This is a genomic window from Streptomyces sp. CA-288835, from assembly GCF_050936385.1.
Lineage (GTDB): Bacteria > Actinomycetota > Actinomycetes > Streptomycetales > Streptomycetaceae > Streptomyces.
Map to the genome: position 1 here is coordinate 5,934,251 of NZ_JBNJMW010000001.1, position 15,305 is coordinate 5,949,555.

Consider the following 15,305-nt stretch of genomic DNA (forward strand, 5'->3'; position numbering starts at 1 on the left):
CCGTGCGGGCTTTCGGCGTTTTCGGCTTGCGCCAGTGGCACATGCGCCAGCATCGGAGTGTGTTGAGTGCTGGAGCGTTGCGTGCGCATCTGCTGGCTGCGCGGTTGGCCGGGCCTGTGGCTACCTCGCGGGAGCAGAGTCTGCGGAGTTATCGGCTCTTCGCGGCTCGGGATCCCCGTGTGCTGATTGGGCTCGACCCGGAATGGACGTGGAAACAGCCGGATTTGATTGCCTTGATGGCTGACAAGTGCGGAGTCTCAGGCGACCCACGACACACATCCGGTCACGATGTGATCGATCCTGAGCGGACGTTGGCGGCTCTTGATGCCTTCGCGGAGCGGCTCCAGGTGGCAGCCCGTAACCGTTCCCCGGTGCTCCTGGGCACCGGCCACCCGCACCGACTGCTCGGTTTCTACGCCGCTCTCGCGGACGCCCTGTCGGCGGCGGGATGTGCCGTGCTCACCCCCGCGCAGGGTAGCTGTGTCGACATAACGACCCGGTTCGGTCTACGCACGCACAACCTTGACTACGTACAAGGTGTCGCGCTGGTACGCGAACCAGGGGCTCAGGCCACCGGTTGTGCGACCGGCGCACACTCGCATTCGCCGCTCCCGGTTCGACTGGCGCTGGCGGCCGCCGCGGAAGCCGGCGGGCCCCTCCCGGAACTCGTGATCGGAGACCACGGCTGGGTCTGCGGTGCAGGTCAGCTGGGGTTCGACACCATAGGGTTTGGCGATACGGACGATCCGGCGCTGTTCGTCGGGGAGGCGGAGGGGCGGGTGTCCGTCGCCGTTCCGCTTGATGACGCTGTGCGGTCTGCTTACTACCGGCCGCTTACTCGCTATGTACTCAATCGAGCGTGTCTGTCACAGTAGCTGCCAGATGGCATCCCCTCTTCCCCACTCGCATCACCCGCCCCTACATTGGGGAGTGAGCACGCAACGACGAAGTGTCACCGGAAGGGGAAGCCGGTGACCGTCGAGTGCGGAAGGTTCAGGTGTGTCATGGCTGCTGGCGAGAGGCCTCTGAACGAGGTTCAGTTCCTTACCGTGGCGGAAGTCGCCTCGGTGATGCGAGTGTCGAAGATGACCGTGTACCGGCTGGTGCACAGCGGTCATCTGCCCGCGATCCGGGTCGGGAGGTCATTCCGAGTCCCGGAGCAAGCGGTTCACGAGTACCTTCGCGAGTCCTACGTGGGGGTGGAAACCGCCTGACGGCGACTCCGGTGGATGCCGGTGACGGCCCTCGTGGTCGTCCCCGGTTTCCCCCTGGATCACCTCGATTACAAGCTCGGAGCTCTGTCGGGGTAGGCTGGCCCCCCGTAGGTCGTGTGGGCCCCAATGCAGCCCCGCACCGAGTGATTGTCCCCGCTGCTGCGGGGGTTGTCCGAGAAGTGAGCGAGGGTAGTCGTGGGCTCTGTTATCAAAAAGCGGCGTAAGCGGATGGCGAAGAAGAAGCACCGCAAGCTGCTCAAGCGCACGCGCGTTCAGCGTCGCAACAAGAAGTAGGCAGTAGGTCGTAGGGCCGTGAACCCGCCCCGGCGGACCCGCCCTTACGGCCGTGCCCACGGTGTTGCGCGCCGATGCGAAAAGCAGGCGCTCTGTGGCCTCCCACTCATCGGTGGGGGGCCACAGCCATACCCGGTCGGTGCGGTGTGGTCGTACGACGTCGGATTGGCCGGGTCGTACGACATCGGCATGTTCGGGTCGTACGTCGCCGATCGCGTCCGGCGGAACGTCGTTGGCTGCGTCCGATGGGATGTCGTTGGCTGGGTCCAGTGGAACGTCGTTGGCTTGGTCTCGTCGTCCGTCCGCGTCCGTCGTGACTTCGTGCATCGAGCGGTCACCACAGCGCAACATCTACCCGCTAACGTGGGCCGCCACGGGGAACGCGGCAGAGTGCGAAGAGTACGAGCAGGAAGCCACCTAGGGCTGGAAGGAAGGCGCTGATCTTGGGGAAGATCGTGCTCGTGACCGGAGCGGCCCGGCAGCTCGGGGGCCGTTTCGTACGGCGGATCCAGCGTGACCCCGAGGTGGACCGGGTGGTCGCCGTGGACGCGGTCCAGCCCGAGCACCACCTGGGCGGAGCCGATTTCGTACGGGCCGACATAAGGCAACCCACGATCGCGCGCCTGCTCGCCGAGTACTCCGTCGACACGGTCGTGCACATGGACGTCTCGGGCACCCCACTGGGCAGCGGCAGCCGGGCCTCGGTCAAGGAGACCAACGTCATCGGCACCATGCAGCTGCTCGGCGCCTGCCAGAAGTCCCCGGCGGTCAAGCGGCTGGTCGTGAAGTCCAGTACGAACGTGTACGGGTCGGCGCCCCGGGATCCGGCCGTGTTCACGGAGACGACGCCGCCCAAGTCGCTGCCCAGCGGCGGCTTCGCGAAGGACACGGTGGAGGTCGAGGGGTACGTACGCGGCTTTGCGCGGCGTAGGCCCGATGTGGCCGTGTGCGTGCTGCGGTTCGCGAACATCCTCGGGCCGAGCGCGGATTCGCCGCTGGCCGCGTACTTCTCGCTGCCCGTGCTGCCGACCGTGTTCGGCTATGACCCGCGGCTGCAGTTCGTGCATGAGGACGATGTGATCGACGTGCTGCGGATCGCCTCGCACGAGCCGGAGCGCGGGACGCTCAACAGCGGGACGTTCAACATCGCCGGCGACGGGGTCCTGCTGCTCTCGCAGTGCGCGCGCAGGCTCGGCCGGCCCACGGTTCCGCTGGCGCTGCCCGCGGTCAGCTGGGTGGGCACGGCAGTGCGTACGCTGGGTATGACGGACTTCTCGCCCGAGCAGCTGCGGCTGCTCACCCATGGCCGGGTCGTGGCGACCAAGCAGATGCGCGAGACGCTGGGTTTCCGGCCGAAGTACACGACCGCGGAGACCTTCGCGGACTTCGCACGCAGCCGCGGACCCGGACTCCTGCCGCCGGAAGCCCTTGCGGGGGCTGTCGACCGGATCGCCGGGCTGTCCCTCCTGGGCGGTGGCCACCCCCCGACGCAGAGCGCCAACTGAGGAGCGCATCAACGATGGCGGACGCCAAGGTCATTCCGTTCGACGACGACCGGTCCCGTGGGGGCGCCGTACACCGGCCGCCGCGGCGCCGTGGTGCGGGGAGCCGGCTCAAGGGCGAGCCCGCGGGGGTACGTGAGGTCCAGCCCCTGCCTGGCCGAACGATTCTGCAGGATGATGTTCCTGTGACAGATGTGCCGGTGACGCCCGAGGAAACCGCATCCGAGCCGGAGCGGCAGGGCGGTGGTTGGGATCAGCGCATCGCGCATGGTCTGGCCTTCCTGCGGCGGCGGCTGACGGGCGACTACGAGGTCGACGACTTCGGTTACGACCAGGAGCTCACCGACCAGGTCCTGATGTCGATGCTGCGGCCGGTCTACGAGAAGTACTTCCGCGTCGAAGTGAAGGGCATCGAGAACATCCCGTCCGACGGCGGGGCGCTGATCGTCGCCAACCACTCCGGGACGCTGCCGCTGGACGGCCTGATGATGCAGGTCGGGGTGCACGACAACCACCCCGACGGCCGCCATCTCCGCCTGCTGGCCGCCGACCTGGTCTTCATGCTGCCGGTGGTCAACGAACTGGCCCGCAAGGCCGGTCACACGCTCGCCTGCGCGGAGGACGCGGAACGGCTGCTGCAGCGCGGCGAGTTGGTCGGTGTGATGCCGGAGGGCTTCAAGGGCATCGGCAAACCGTTCAGCGACCGCTACAAGCTCCAGCGCTTCGGCCGCGGCGGCTTCGTGTCGACGGCCCTGCGCCAGGGCACGCCGATCATCCCCTGCTCGATCGTCGGAGCGGAGGAGATCTACCCGATGATCGGCAACGCCAAGACGCTCGCCCGCCTTCTGGGCTTCCCGTACTTCCCGATCACGCCGACGTTCCCGCTGCTGGGCCCGTTGGGTGCGGTGCCGCTGCCGACGAAGTGGACGATCCAGTTCGGCGAACCGATCCCGACGGACAGCTACCCGCCGGAGGCCGCCGAGGATCCCATGCTGATGTTCAACCTGACGGACCAGGTCAGGGAACAGATCCAGCACACGCTCTACAAGCTGCTCGTGCAGCGGCGGTCGGTGTTCTTCTGACGGTCGGCTTCTGAAGGAGCGTGGATACGTCGGTGGGGGCGCCCCCTTGCGAAAAGGGCGCCCCCACCGACGTATCAGCAGAAACTACTCCGTGTTCTCGTTCTCCACTCCCAGCCCGGGGAGGAGCCCCGGGAGCAGCGGCGGGACCGTGACGTCGGGGTTGGCCGATGGGGTGGTGTTGTCGGACGGGGTCGTGCTGGCGTCTGCCGTGGGCGGTTCCAGGAGGCCGCCCGTGTTGCCGCCCAGCAGGCCGTCGTCCTCCGTGTCCGAGGTGGACGGCTCGGGGTTGCCGCTGCTGGAGTTGCCGCCGCCCGGAGAGTTGCCGGTGGCGCTGGGGGCGGCCGAGCGGTCCCGGTCGGAGGAGTCGGCGGAGGACTCGCCGGAGTCCGGGCTGCGGCTGGTGCCCTCGCGTGAGGGGGGCTCCGGCAGCAGCGAGCGCAGCGGATCTACCTCCAGGTCTATGGCGTCGAAGACCGAGCTGACCTGCCGGCTGACATCGCCGAGCTGCGCGGGCAGCCGGTCGCGCAGCTCGCCCCACCTGTCGCGGTGCGAATGGGAGAAGGCCGAGAGGGTCTGGATGGGAGCCAGCGAGTCGGGGTCGCGCTCGTACGCCTCGTGCAGCAGCCGGTGGCCTTCCGAGGCGTCGTGGCGCATGCCGGACAGCGCACGGCGGATCTCGCCCATGGACTCGTGGTCGAGGGGCCCGGAGCGGTCGCGCTCGATGAGCCGGCGTGCCTCGCTCAGCCGCGTGGAGGCCTGGTCGAGGTAGAGCCGACCGCGGTCGTTGTCGCCGTCGGCCATGCCTCGCTTGAGGTCCTCCATGCCGCGCTTGAGCCCGTAGAGCGAGTCACCGGGCAGGGCGTCGGAGCTGGCGGCGGCGACGCCGCTGAACGCTCCCGCCGCCACCCCCACGGTGAGCCCGCCCGCGGCGAGCCCCTTGGAAAGCCGGGACCGCGGTCGCAACTTCCCGAGGCCGGTCGCCCGATGCGCACCCCGCCCCCGGTGCGCCCTCTGCCCCGGCACCGAGCGTTCCGCCGCGTCGCCCCCCGCGGCCGTGCCCTCCTGCAGCATGGCCTCCATCGCGGCCACCAGCTGGGCCCGCTGAACGACCTTGACCTCGGGGTCCATCGCCGGCTTGGGCAGCTCGCCGAGTCCGGTCGCCAGGGACAGCATCCGGCTCCGCTCGGACTGACCGGACTCGCCGGACGACTCCGTGGGTTCCGCCGCCGGACCTTCGGACTGCTCGGCCGCCGTGGCCCCGTCGGACTGCTCCTCCAGGGCCTGGGCGAAGGCGTTCGCCCGCCGGTGTGCCGATACGTTCGCGATCACTGGCGGCACCTCCTCTCGTCATGACGGTCGACTCCCCAGGGGGTCCTGAGGGTTGCACTCTCTGATCGGTTCCACACGATCGGGTGATCGGGGACGGCCAGAGGTGACCACAGGGAGCCTGTATCCCGCACAACGAGCCTCTCGGCACTTGGGTTACGGACTACGGATGATCGGACCGCGGGACCAACAGACGGCGACGAAGGGTGAGTTGAGCGTCGCAGAGGGTAAGGAGGTGTGCGGGGGGTGGGTGAGGTGCGATACGGGTTCTCAGCGGGCGTCTTCGGGCAGGAGCCGGGCCAGCGTGCGCACGGCCCGGTACTGGAGGGTCTTGATCGCACCCTCGTTCTTGCCCATCACGCGCGCGGTCTCGGCGACCGAGAGGCCCTGGAGGAAGCGCAGGGTCACGCACTCCTGCTGCTGCGGGTTGAGGCGGCGTACGGCGTCCAGAAGTGCCGCGTTCGACAGGGACTCCAGGACGGAGTCCTCGGGGGAACGCTCGACCTCGTTGGCGTCGAGCATCTCGCCGGTGGTCACTTCCAGGCGGAAGCGGCTCGACTTGAAGTGGTCGGCGACGAGGTTGCGGGCGATCGTGACCAGCCAGGCGCCGAAGTCGCGGCCCTGCCAGGTGAAGGTGCCGATGCGCCGCAGGGCCCGCAGAAAGGTCTCGCTCGTGAGGTCTTCCGCGGTCGCCTTGCCTCCCACGCGGTAGTAGATGTAGCGGTACACCGTGTCGCTGTACTGGTCGTAGAGGCGCCCGAAGGCCTCGGCCTCGCCGTCCTGGGCGCGCTCCACGAGGTCCATCATCCGTGCGCTGTCACTGTCCGCGGCAGGGCGGCGGGCGGTGGTGGTGGCCGGCGCGCTCGTACGACCCCGTCTGCCTACTGTCGCGCTGCCCTCGGCCAGTGCATAGCACGGGCTGAGGGGCGCGGCGGAGACAGCGAGGGCGGGGACGGCGTACGCGGTGGGGACGAAACCGCGCAGGTGGTCGAGGACCGCCGCGCGGAGCGTAGCCAGGCCCGAGGCGTCAACCCCGACGTGTGGGTACACGGGACTCCCAGAGGCAGAGCTTCCATCACGTGCAGTACCGGATGATTCACCCGTCGTAGCGACGTGTGAGGTCCGTCATGCGTCTGAGGAGAATAACGCTTCGTACAGGCAGTGCTACGCCCAGTTGCTCAAATCATCGATTCCGTCGCTTCTATGACGTATCGGCGTCTGATCAAGTGCCGCACAGTGACCGGTAGTTGATCGAATTGCTTCGCATTCCGGCCAGGCCGGGGGCGTGTTGTGGCCGTCTGTCGCCAACGGGACTGGCGGGGGCGGGGTGAGGGTAAGACAGCAGAATTGCCCGCGTGTTCGTACACGCGGGCAATTGTGGACGGTTGGGTCCGGTGTCAGCGGCGGCGGCGGTGCAGGGCGATCGCGGCTGCCGTGCCGCCCGCGACCGCGCCGACGCCGGCCGCCGCGGGGATGCCGACCTTCGCCGCCTTGCGGCCGGTGCGGTAGTCGCGCAGGCGCCAGTCGAGGGTGCGGGCGTGCTTACGCAGCTTGCTGTCGGGGTTGATCGCGTACGGGTGCCCGACGAGCGAGAGCATCGGGATGTCGTTGTGCGAGTCGCTGTACGCGGCGCAGCGGCTCAGGTCCAGGCCCTCCGCCGCCGCCAGGGCCCGTACCGCCTCCGCTTTCGCGGGGCCGTGCAGGGGTTCGCCGACGAGCTTGCCGGTGTAGACGCCGTCGATCGATTCGGCGACCGTGCCGAGGGCGCCGGTCAGGCCGAGGCGGCGGGCGATCACCGTGGCGATCTCGACCGGGGCGGCGGTGACGAGCCATACCTTCTGGCCCGCGTCGAGGTGGGCCTCGGCGAGGGCGCGGGTGCCGGGCCAGATGCGCTCGGCCATGTACTCGTCGTAGATCTCCTCGCCGATCGACATCAACTCGGCGACCCGGTGGCCCTTCACGATGGACAGCGCGGAGTCGCGCGCGTCCTGCATGTGCTCGGGGTCCTCGACGCCGGCCAGCCGGAACCAGGCCTGCTGCCAGGCGAAGCGGTAGAGGTCGCGGGTCTCGAAGAACTTCCGCTTGTAGAGGCCACGGCCGAAGTGGAACAGCGCGGCGCCCTGCATCACGGTGTTGTCGAGGTCGAAGAAGGCGGCGGCCTTGTCGTCGCCGAGGACCGGGAACTCCGGCTCCTCCGCGGCGGTTTCGGGCATGGCTTCGTGCGCGAGTTCCTCCAGTTCCTGGGAGGACTTGCGCGCTGCCTCCGCCGAGGCCTCGCCTGCCAACACGCTCCGCGCCGTGGCGGAGCGCCTACGGGGAGTGAGCCATCCGAGAGCGGCCATGGCGTGAGCATAGCCAGTCTCAGCGTTACTTCCGGAGTCGGGAGGTTTGAAGGGTGTGAACTCTCTGCGACCGTGTCGTTACGGCTACGGGCCGTTTCTGACTGGTCGCGCACCGGTGATGACGCCGAATTGCGGGAAAGCCGCGCACCTGACGGGGTACGGGTGTCGGGTGAGAATGGCTCGTATGAGTCCCATCTTTCGGCGTACTGACCGCCGTACGGAGAAGAAGGCGCCGCACGAGCGGCTGGTCACGCTGATCGGGAAGCCCGACTGTCATCTGTGCGAGGACGCCGAGGTCGTGGTCGAGAAAGTCTGCGGGGAACTCGGTGTGCCCTGGGAGAAGAAGGACATCACGCGGGACGAGGAACTGCATCGCGCTTACTGGGAGCAGATCCCGGTGGTGCTGGTGGATGGTGCTCAGCACACGTTCTGGCGGGTGGACGAGGGGCGGTTGCGCAAAGCCCTCGCGGGGTGAGGACTGTGTGCGTAACCGAACCGTGGCCCTTCCGGGCACTCCAAGTGGTTCGCAAAGTCACTTAGGATCGGGTGCGGTTCGGCCTCGGGGGCGGGGAGCGTAGAGGAGTGTGTACGGCTTTGCCCCCTTCAAGCAGGGAACGAAGGTGCCTTTGCGCCGGTTCCATACGCATGTGGCGGAGTCGCGTGACCCCGGTCACGTTGGGCGGGCAAATCGGACACCATCTTTGTGCATGCATTCACAAAGACATAGCCTGCTGTCGACGGGGCGGTCGGACGCGTGACCGCCTGCAGCCCCGCTCTACCCGCAGGAGCACCGTGGCAACTGGCCGAACTCACCGACCGGCGACCCGCAGCCGAGGGATTCCCGAGGCCACCGTCGCCAGGCTTCCGCTGTACCTCCGTGCGCTGACCGCACTGTCGGAGCGCTCGGTACCCACGGTCTCCTCCGAGGAGCTCGCGGCCGCCGCGGGGGTCAACTCCGCGAAGCTGCGCAAGGACTTCTCGTACCTCGGCTCGTACGGGACGCGCGGTGTGGGTTACGACGTCGAGTACCTCGTCTACCAGATCTCCCGCGAGCTGGGCCTCACCCAGGACTGGCCGGTTGTGATCGTCGGTATCGGTAACCTCGGCGCGGCGCTGGCCAATTACGGCGGTTTCGCCTCGCGCGGTTTCCGGGTCGCCGCTCTCATCGACGCCGATCCCGCGATGGCCGGGAAGCCCGTCGCCGGGATCCCGGTCCAGCACACCGACGATCTCGAGAAGATCATCAAGGACAACGGTGTGTCGATCGGTGTGATCGCGACCCCCGCGGGCGCCGCCCAGCAGGTCTGCGAGCGGCTCGTCGCCGCGGGTGTGACGTCCATCCTGAACTTCGCGCCGACCGTGCTCTCCGTGCCGGACGGCGTCGACGTACGCAAGGTCGATCTCTCCATCGAGCTGCAGATCCTCGCCTTCCACGAGCAGCGCAAGGCCGGCGAGGAAGCCGAGGCCGTGCTCGAGGCCGAGGCCGCGGCGGCCAAGGAGATCAGGGAAGGGCCGGACGGGGATGTCCCCGCCGTGATGCCGGCATGAGTCTTCTCGTCGTCGGGCTGAGTCACCGCAGCGCTCCGGTCAGCGTGCTGGAGCGGGCCGCGCTGTCCCCGGACGCGCAGATCAAGCTGCTGCAGGACACCATCGCCGCCGAGCCGGCCACCGAGGCCGCGGTGCTCGCCACCTGCAACCGGATCGAGCTGTACGCCGACGTGGACAAGTTCCACGCGGGCGTCGCCGAGCTCTCCACGCTGCTCGCGCAGCACAGCGGGGTCGGGCTCGAGGAACTCACGCCCTATCTGTACGTGCACTACGAGGACCGGGCGGTTCACCACCTGTTCTCCGTGGCCTGTGGTCTGGACTCGATGGTGATCGGCGAGGGCCAGATCCTCGGCCAGATCAAGGACGCGCTCGCCACCGCGCAGGAGCTGCACACGGCGGGGCGGCTGCTGAACGACCTGTTCCAGCAGGCGCTCAGGGTCGGCAAGCGCGCCCACTCCGAGACGGGCATAGACCGGGCGGGGCAGTCCCTGGTGACGTTCGGCCTGGAGCAGCTGACCTCGGGCGCGGACGTCCAGGCCTGGGCCGTCGGCAAGCGGGCCCTCGTGATCGGCGCCGGCTCCATGTCCTCCTTGGCCGCGGCGACGCTCGCGCGCGCCGGGGTGGCCGAAGTGGTCATCGCCAACCGCACGTTGGACCGCGCCGAGCGCCTCGCCCAGATCCTGATGGACGGCGGCGATACGGACGTGGCGGCCCGCGCGGTACCGATGGAATCGGTGCCGGCCGAGCTGACACGTGCCGATGTCGCGGTGTCCTGTACGGGTGCGACGGGCCTGGTCCTGACCGCAGAGGCGGTCGCCGCGGCGGTCGAGGGCCGTACGGGAGCGCCCGCCGAGGAGCGCGCGGCCACCCCCCGTGTCGTACGCGAGGACCTGCCGCCCACCAGCGTCGGCACCGACGACGGCTGTCCGCTGGACCTGTCGCCCGTGCAGGGCGCCGCCGCCTTCTCCGTCATGGGGGAGGCCGCCGTGGCGGGCCTGGACGCGGCGGCTCTGGAGCAGCACGCGGCCTGGGTGGACAACGCGACGGTCGACCGCCGCCGACGTGCACAGGACGCCCGTACGCCCGAGTCCGACGCCGCTGTCATCGCCGCGCTGGCCGCGACCGCGGCCGCCATCGGGCGGGTGCCCGAGCGTCGTAAGCCCGAGCCCGTCGTCGAGGCCCCGCGCCCGGCGCCCGTGCTCTCGCTGCTCGACCTCGCCATGCCGCGCGACATCGACGCGGCCGTGCACCGGCTGCTCGGCGTGCGGCTCGTGGACATCGAGTCGCTGGCCGAGGCCTCCGCGGACGTACCGATGGCGGCGGACGTGGACATGGTCCGGCGGATCGTGTCCGACGAGGTCGCCGCCTTCGGCGCCGCCCAGCGGGCCGCGCACATCACGCCCACCGTCGTCGCGCTGCGCACCATGGCCGCCGATGTCGTCGCGAGCGAGATCGCACGGCTCGACGGACGGCTGCCCGGGCTCGACGAGAAGCAGCGGGGCGAGATCACCCAGACCGTGCGGCGCGTGGTGGACAAGTTGCTGCACGCGCCGACCGTACGGGTCAAGCAGCTCGCGGCCGAGCCCGGCGGCGCCGGGTACGCGGACGCACTGCGGACCCTGTTCGACCTGGACCAGGAGACGGTCGACTCCGTCTCGCGGGCCACCGATGACATCAGCACCGAGAACGCCAAGAACCGAGGGCGAGCATGACTGAGCGGCGAACGGGGCCGGAGAGCGGCCCCCTGAGGCTGGGGACGAGGCGCAGCAAGCTCGCCATGGCCCAGTCCGGGCAGGTGGCTGACGCCGTGAGCCGGGTGACCGGGCGGTCCGTGGAGCTCGTCGAGATCACCACGTACGGCGACGTCTCGCGCGAGAACCTCGCGCAGATCGGCGGCACGGGCGTCTTCGTGACCGCGCTCCGCGAGGCGCTGCTGCGCGGCGAGGTCGACTTCGCCGTGCACTCCCTCAAGGACCTGCCGACCGCGCAGCCCGACGACCTCGCGCTGGCCGCCGTGCCGGTGCGCGAGGACGCGCGGGACGTGCTCGTCGCCCGCGACGGACTGAGCTTCGCCGAGCTGCCGGACGGCGCTCGCGTGGGCACCGGCTCGCCGCGGCGCATGGCCCAGTTGAACGCGTACGCGCGCTGCCACGGGCGGACCATCGAGACAGTCGCGATCCGGGGGAACGTCGACACCCGGATCGGGTACGTCCGCAAGGGCGAGCTGGACGCCGTCGTACTGGCCGCCGCCGGGCTCAACCGGATCGGCCGGATCGACGAAGTGACCGAGTTCCTCTCGGTCGACATGGTTTTGCCCGCCCCCGGCCAGGGGGCGCTCGCGATCGAATGCGCCGCGAACAACGCGGAACTGGTCGCGGCGCTCGCCGCACTCGACGACCCGGTCACCCGGGCCGCCGTGACCGCCGAGCGGTCCCTGCTCGCCTCCCTGGAGGCCGGCTGCAGCGCCCCTGTGGGCGCGTTGGCCGACCTTCTGGCCGACGGGCAGATTGTCAAGGAAATGCGCCTGCGCGGCGTCGTCGGCACGACCGACGGCTCGGCGCTGGTGCAGATGTCCACCACCGGTCCCGTGCCCGAGACGTACGACCAAGCAATGGCGCTCGGCCGTGAACTCGCTGCCGAGATGCTTGCCAAGGGCGCGGCCGGTCTGATGGGGGAGCGAGCACATTGAGCCCCACCACCCTTCCCGCCGGCCTGGAACACGGCTCCGTCACCTTCCTCGGTGCCGGACCCGGGGATCCGGGACTGCTCACACTGCGCGCCGTACAGGCGCTGGCGAACGCGGATGTCCTGATCGCCGAGCCCGAAGTGCTCGAGGTCGTCCGTACGCACGCCAGACAAGGCGTGACCGTGCTGGACACGGAATCGGGCCCGGACACGCCTCAGCTGACGGTAGTTGACGGCGCGTCAACAACCGCTGGTGCCCCCGCGTCGAGGGACGCGGCCCATATTGTCATGGAGGCCGCACGCAGCGGCAGGCGGGTGGTACGTGCCGTCACCGGTGACCCCGGGCTCGACACCTGTGCCGCCGAGGAGATGCTGGCCTGCGCCGCCGCGGGCGTGCCCTTCGAGGTCGTACCCGGTATCGCCGCGGCCGTCGGAGTGCCCGCGTACGCGGGTGTTCCGCTGCGTGACGCGCAGGGCGCGGACGTGCGGTTCGTGGACGCGGCCACCGCCTCCGAGCGGCTGTGGTCCGAGGTCGGCGCGTCCGACGGGACCGTCGTCGTCACCTCGACCCTCGACTCCGTCGGCGCCGCCGCGAGCGAGCTGGTGGCCGCCGGACGCAAGCCCGATACGCCGCTGACCGTCACCATCGCCGGTACGACCACTCGGCAGCGGACCTGGTCCGCGACGCTCGGCACCATCGCGCAGACGCTGAAGCAGGCGAAGGTGCTGCCCTCGCCTGAGGGCGGGCGGCCGGTGATAGCCGTGGTCGGTGAGCATTCCGCCGCTGCCCAGCGTGAGCAGTTGTCGTGGTTCGAGTCCAAGCCGCTGTTCGGCTGGAAGGTCCTCGTGCCGCGTACGAAGGAGCAGGCGGCGTCGCTCTCCGACCAGTTGCGGTCCTACGGAGCCGTACCGCACGAGGTGCCGACGATCGCCGTCGAGCCGCCGCGGACGCCTCAGCAGATGGAGCGGGCGGTCAAGGGGCTCGTGACCGGGCGGTACGAGTGGATCGCCTTCACCTCGGTGAACGCCGTCAAGGCGGTGCGGGAGAAGTTCGAGGAGTACGGGCTCGATGCGCGCGCGTTCGCCGGCATCAAGGTCGCTGCGGTGGGCGAGCAGACGGCGAAGGCGCTCGTCGCCTTCGGCGTGAAGCCGGACCTCGTGCCTTCGGGGGAGCAGTCGGCTGCGGGGCTTCTGGAGGACTGGCCTCCGTACGATCCGGTCTTCGACCCGATCGACCGGGTGTTTCTGCCTCGGGCCGATATCGCCACGGAGACGTTGGTGGCGGGTCTTATTGAGCTGGGCTGGGAGGTTGACGACGTCACGGCGTATCGGACCGTGCGGGCCTCGCCTCCGCCGGCGGAGACTCGGGAGGCGATCAAGGGGGGCGGGTTTGACGCGGTGCTGTTCACGTCGTCGTCGACCGTGCGGAACCTGGTCGGGATTGCGGGTAAGCCGCATAACGTGACGGTGATCGCTTGTATTGGGCCGGCTACGGCTAAGACTGCTGAGGAGCATGGGCTGCGGGTGGATGTGATGGCTCCGGAGCCGTCTGTTCACAAGCTGGCGGAGGCGCTTGCCGATTTCGGCTCGCGCCGGAGGGCTGCCGCCGTGGAGGCTGGGGGGCCGGTTACGCGGCCCAGTGAGCGGAGGCCGGGGGCTCGGCGGCGGCGGTCTACTACGTGATCGCTCCGCTGGGGGGGGGGGGGCAGTTTCAAGCTGCGGGTTCGTTGTGGCTTGTCGCGCAGTTCCCCGCGCCCCTGGGGTGGCTGGGGTGCGTTGTGACGCTGCGGGTGCGTCGTGGCTTGTCGCGCCCGCGCGGCGGAGCCGCAAATTGATGCAGCCCCGCGCCCCTTACGGGGCCGCTGGTCGTGTCCCCCTCTTACGCCGCTGCCGGTGGCACCGTGTGGCCGAAGCGGAGGAGGTTTTCGGGGTCGTAGGTTTGTTTGGTTTGGCGTAGGTGGTCGTAGACCTCGGGGGTCCAGGCTCGGGAGCGGTCCAGGGTGTCGCCGGGGCGGCCGTGGAGGTTGACCATGGTCAGGCCTGTGCCGTAGGGGTACATCGCGGAGTGCAGGGCGGACGTGGCTGTCTCCGCTGCGGTCGCTATTCGGGAGTCGGGGATCACCGCTACCGAGATCAGGACGTACTCGGCGTCTCGGGCGCAGATCGCGTCCTCGATGGCCGTGGGGCGGGACAACGCGCCGCCCATGTGACGGAGTTCGACCAGTAGGAGCGGGTAGTCGGGGGGCGCCTCGGGGCCGGCGTGGTCCAGGTATGTGCGGATCGCGTCGGAGGGCAGGTCGCGGAGCAGCGTGCAGCACTCCCGGCCGGGGAGCGGGTCGTGTGGGTCCGCGTAGATGGCGTCCATGGACGTGTAGTCCATCTCCGCCACCGTGTCGACCGTCACGGGCGCGGCCTCGCGCATCGGGGCGATGAGGCGTTCGCCCTCGGCCGTGTCGCCGGTCCAGGCGATCGCTACGCGGGCCCAGAAGCCGCCGCGCAGCGGCTCGGGGATCTCCGGCAGGGGCGGGAGGCGAAGCAGGGTGAACGCCGAGCACATCTCGTTCGGGACTGTGCGGGTCCAGTCCGTCCAGGCGTGGAGTAGGGGCTCGGCGTGTTCGCCGGGGCAGTAGATTGCGCCGCCGAGGATGCGGGACAGCGGCAGCAGTTCGGTGACCATCGAGGTCACCACGCCTACGTTGCCCTTGCCGCCGCGCAGCGCCCAGAACAGCTCCGGCTCCTGCTCGGCGTTCGTCTCGCGCGGGGTTCCGTCGGCCGTGACGACCTCGAAGGAGCGTACGTAGTCGGCGGCGTACCCGTAGGCCCGGCCGAGCACCGGCAGGCCGCCGCCCAGCGTGTAGCCGACGGCGCCCGCGTCCGTGGACGAGCCGCTGAGCCCGGCCAGACCGTGCGGGGCGCCCGCCTCCAGGACGTGCCGCCACTTCGCTCCGGCGGCGATCGTCGCGGTGCGTTCACGGGGATCGATCCGTACGTCGGTCATGCGGGCGGTGTTGATCAACAGGCCGCTGTCGATGGGGAAGTTCGCGCCGTGCCCGGTGGCCTGGACGGCGACCGGGGTGCCCGTGGCGTGCGCCCACCGCATCGCGGTCACCACGTCGTCGGCGCCGGTCGCCCCCACGACCAGGTCGGGGGTGTGCCGTGCGGCCAGGTTGAAGCCGGTGACCTCGTCGGCGTAGCCGGGGTCGTCGGGCCGTAGCACCGGGCCGTGGATGTCGGAGAGGGCGAAGAGGTCGGGGAGGTGATCGGCGGTGGTCATCGCGTCCTCCGGGGGAGCGCGGGCAGCCGTAGAGGGCC

General features: G+C 69.8%; 14 protein-coding genes. 10 read left to right on the plus strand and 4 right to left on the minus strand.

Annotation, left to right across the window (positions count from 1 at the left end):
* The first annotated feature begins 59 nt into the window (after positions 1–59).
* The 5 genes from ACQEVY_RS27035 (at position 60) to ACQEVY_RS27055 (ending at position 4,092) form a co-directional block, all read left to right on the plus strand.
* The gene (locus ACQEVY_RS27035) at positions 60–875 is read left to right on the plus strand and encodes a phosphatase (RefSeq protein WP_432955414.1); all 816 of its coding nucleotides are present in this window, start codon (positions 60–62) and stop codon (positions 873–875) included.
* 129 nt (positions 876–1,004) lie between these two features.
* Positions 1,005–1,214, plus strand: coding sequence for a helix-turn-helix domain-containing protein (locus ACQEVY_RS27040; RefSeq protein WP_093781815.1), 210 nt, complete (start codon positions 1,005–1,007; stop codon positions 1,212–1,214).
* Between the two features lie 195 nt (positions 1,215–1,409).
* Complete coding sequence (locus ACQEVY_RS27045; protein ID WP_003948845.1) at positions 1,410–1,508, plus strand: 30S ribosomal protein bS22; 99 nt, start codon at positions 1,410–1,412, stop codon at positions 1,506–1,508.
* A 443-nt stretch (positions 1,509–1,951) separates the two neighbouring features.
* Positions 1,952–3,013, plus strand: coding sequence for an NAD-dependent epimerase/dehydratase family protein (locus ACQEVY_RS27050; protein ID WP_432952017.1), 1,062 nt, complete (start codon positions 1,952–1,954; stop codon positions 3,011–3,013).
* A gap of 14 nt (positions 3,014–3,027) precedes the next feature.
* Positions 3,028–4,092, plus strand: a complete 1,065-nt coding sequence (locus ACQEVY_RS27055; RefSeq protein WP_432952018.1) for a lysophospholipid acyltransferase family protein — start codon at positions 3,028–3,030, stop codon at positions 4,090–4,092.
* 84 nt (positions 4,093–4,176) lie between these two features.
* Here the strand turns inward: ACQEVY_RS27055 and ACQEVY_RS27060 are convergent, their stop codons facing one another.
* From ACQEVY_RS27060 to ACQEVY_RS27070, 3 genes are all read right to left on the minus strand, one after another.
* Positions 4,177–5,421 carry a DUF5667 domain-containing protein gene (locus ACQEVY_RS27060; RefSeq protein WP_432952019.1) on the minus strand — a complete coding sequence of 415 codons (1,245 nt, stop codon included), beginning with the start codon at positions 5,419–5,421 and terminating at the stop codon, positions 4,177–4,179.
* Between the two features lie 267 nt (positions 5,422–5,688).
* A complete protein-coding gene (locus ACQEVY_RS27065) occupies positions 5,689–6,468 on the minus strand; it encodes an ECF subfamily RNA polymerase sigma factor, BldN family (protein WP_432952020.1) in 780 nt (259 codons plus the stop codon).
* A gap of 347 nt (positions 6,469–6,815) precedes the next feature.
* A complete protein-coding gene (locus tag ACQEVY_RS27070) occupies positions 6,816–7,760 on the minus strand; it encodes an HAD family hydrolase (protein WP_432952021.1) in 945 nt (314 codons plus the stop codon).
* 175 nt (positions 7,761–7,935) lie between these two features.
* Here ACQEVY_RS27070 and ACQEVY_RS27075 point away from each other — a divergent pair, with 175 nt between their 5' ends.
* The 5 genes from ACQEVY_RS27075 to ACQEVY_RS27095 all read left to right on the plus strand — a co-directional run bounded on the left by ACQEVY_RS27075 (position 7,936) and on the right by ACQEVY_RS27095 (position 13,676).
* Positions 7,936–8,235: a glutaredoxin family protein gene (locus ACQEVY_RS27075; RefSeq protein ID WP_432952022.1), complete on the plus strand. Its 300-nt coding sequence runs from the start codon at positions 7,936–7,938 to the stop codon at positions 8,233–8,235.
* A gap of 317 nt (positions 8,236–8,552) precedes the next feature.
* Entirely contained in the window at positions 8,553–9,308 is a 756-nt protein-coding gene (locus ACQEVY_RS27080) for a redox-sensing transcriptional repressor Rex (RefSeq protein WP_328770862.1), read from the plus strand.
* Positions 9,305–11,020: a glutamyl-tRNA reductase gene (locus ACQEVY_RS27085; RefSeq protein WP_432952023.1), complete on the plus strand. Its 1,716-nt coding sequence runs from the start codon at positions 9,305–9,307 to the stop codon at positions 11,018–11,020. Before ACQEVY_RS27080 ends, ACQEVY_RS27085 begins: the two co-directional genes overlap by 4 nt.
* The gene (gene hemC / locus ACQEVY_RS27090) at positions 11,017–11,997 is read left to right on the plus strand and encodes a hydroxymethylbilane synthase (protein ID WP_432952024.1); all 981 of its coding nucleotides are present in this window, start codon (positions 11,017–11,019) and stop codon (positions 11,995–11,997) included. Before ACQEVY_RS27085 ends, hemC begins: the two co-directional genes overlap by 4 nt.
* A complete protein-coding gene (locus ACQEVY_RS27095; RefSeq protein WP_432952025.1) occupies positions 11,994–13,676 on the plus strand; it encodes a uroporphyrinogen-III synthase in 1,683 nt (560 codons plus the stop codon). Before hemC ends, ACQEVY_RS27095 begins: the two co-directional genes overlap by 4 nt.
* A gap of 196 nt (positions 13,677–13,872) precedes the next feature.
* Here the strand turns inward: ACQEVY_RS27095 and ACQEVY_RS27100 are convergent, their stop codons facing one another.
* Positions 13,873–15,267, minus strand: coding sequence for an FAD-binding oxidoreductase (locus ACQEVY_RS27100; RefSeq protein WP_432952026.1), 1,395 nt, complete (start codon positions 15,265–15,267; stop codon positions 13,873–13,875).
* Positions 15,268–15,305 lie beyond the last annotated feature (38 nt).

Coding starts and splice junctions, on each gene's coding strand:
- ACQEVY_RS27055 (WP_432952018.1), top strand. CDS start 3,028: ATGGCGGACGCCAAGGTCATTCCGTTCGACGACGACCGGTCCCGTGGG.
- ACQEVY_RS27070 (WP_432952021.1), bottom strand. CDS start 7,760: ATGGCCGCTCTCGGATGGCTCACTCCCCGTAGGCGCTCCGCCACGGCG.
- ACQEVY_RS27075 (WP_432952022.1), top strand. CDS start 7,936: ATGGCTCGTATGAGTCCCATCTTTCGGCGTACTGACCGCCGTACGGAG.
- ACQEVY_RS27040 (WP_093781815.1), top strand. CDS start 1,005: ATGGCTGCTGGCGAGAGGCCTCTGAACGAGGTTCAGTTCCTTACCGTG.
- hemC (WP_432952024.1), top strand. CDS start 11,017: ATGACTGAGCGGCGAACGGGGCCGGAGAGCGGCCCCCTGAGGCTGGGG.
- ACQEVY_RS27100 (WP_432952026.1), bottom strand. CDS start 15,267: ATGACCACCGCCGATCACCTCCCCGACCTCTTCGCCCTCTCCGACATC.
- ACQEVY_RS27085 (WP_432952023.1), top strand. CDS start 9,305: ATGAGTCTTCTCGTCGTCGGGCTGAGTCACCGCAGCGCTCCGGTCAGC.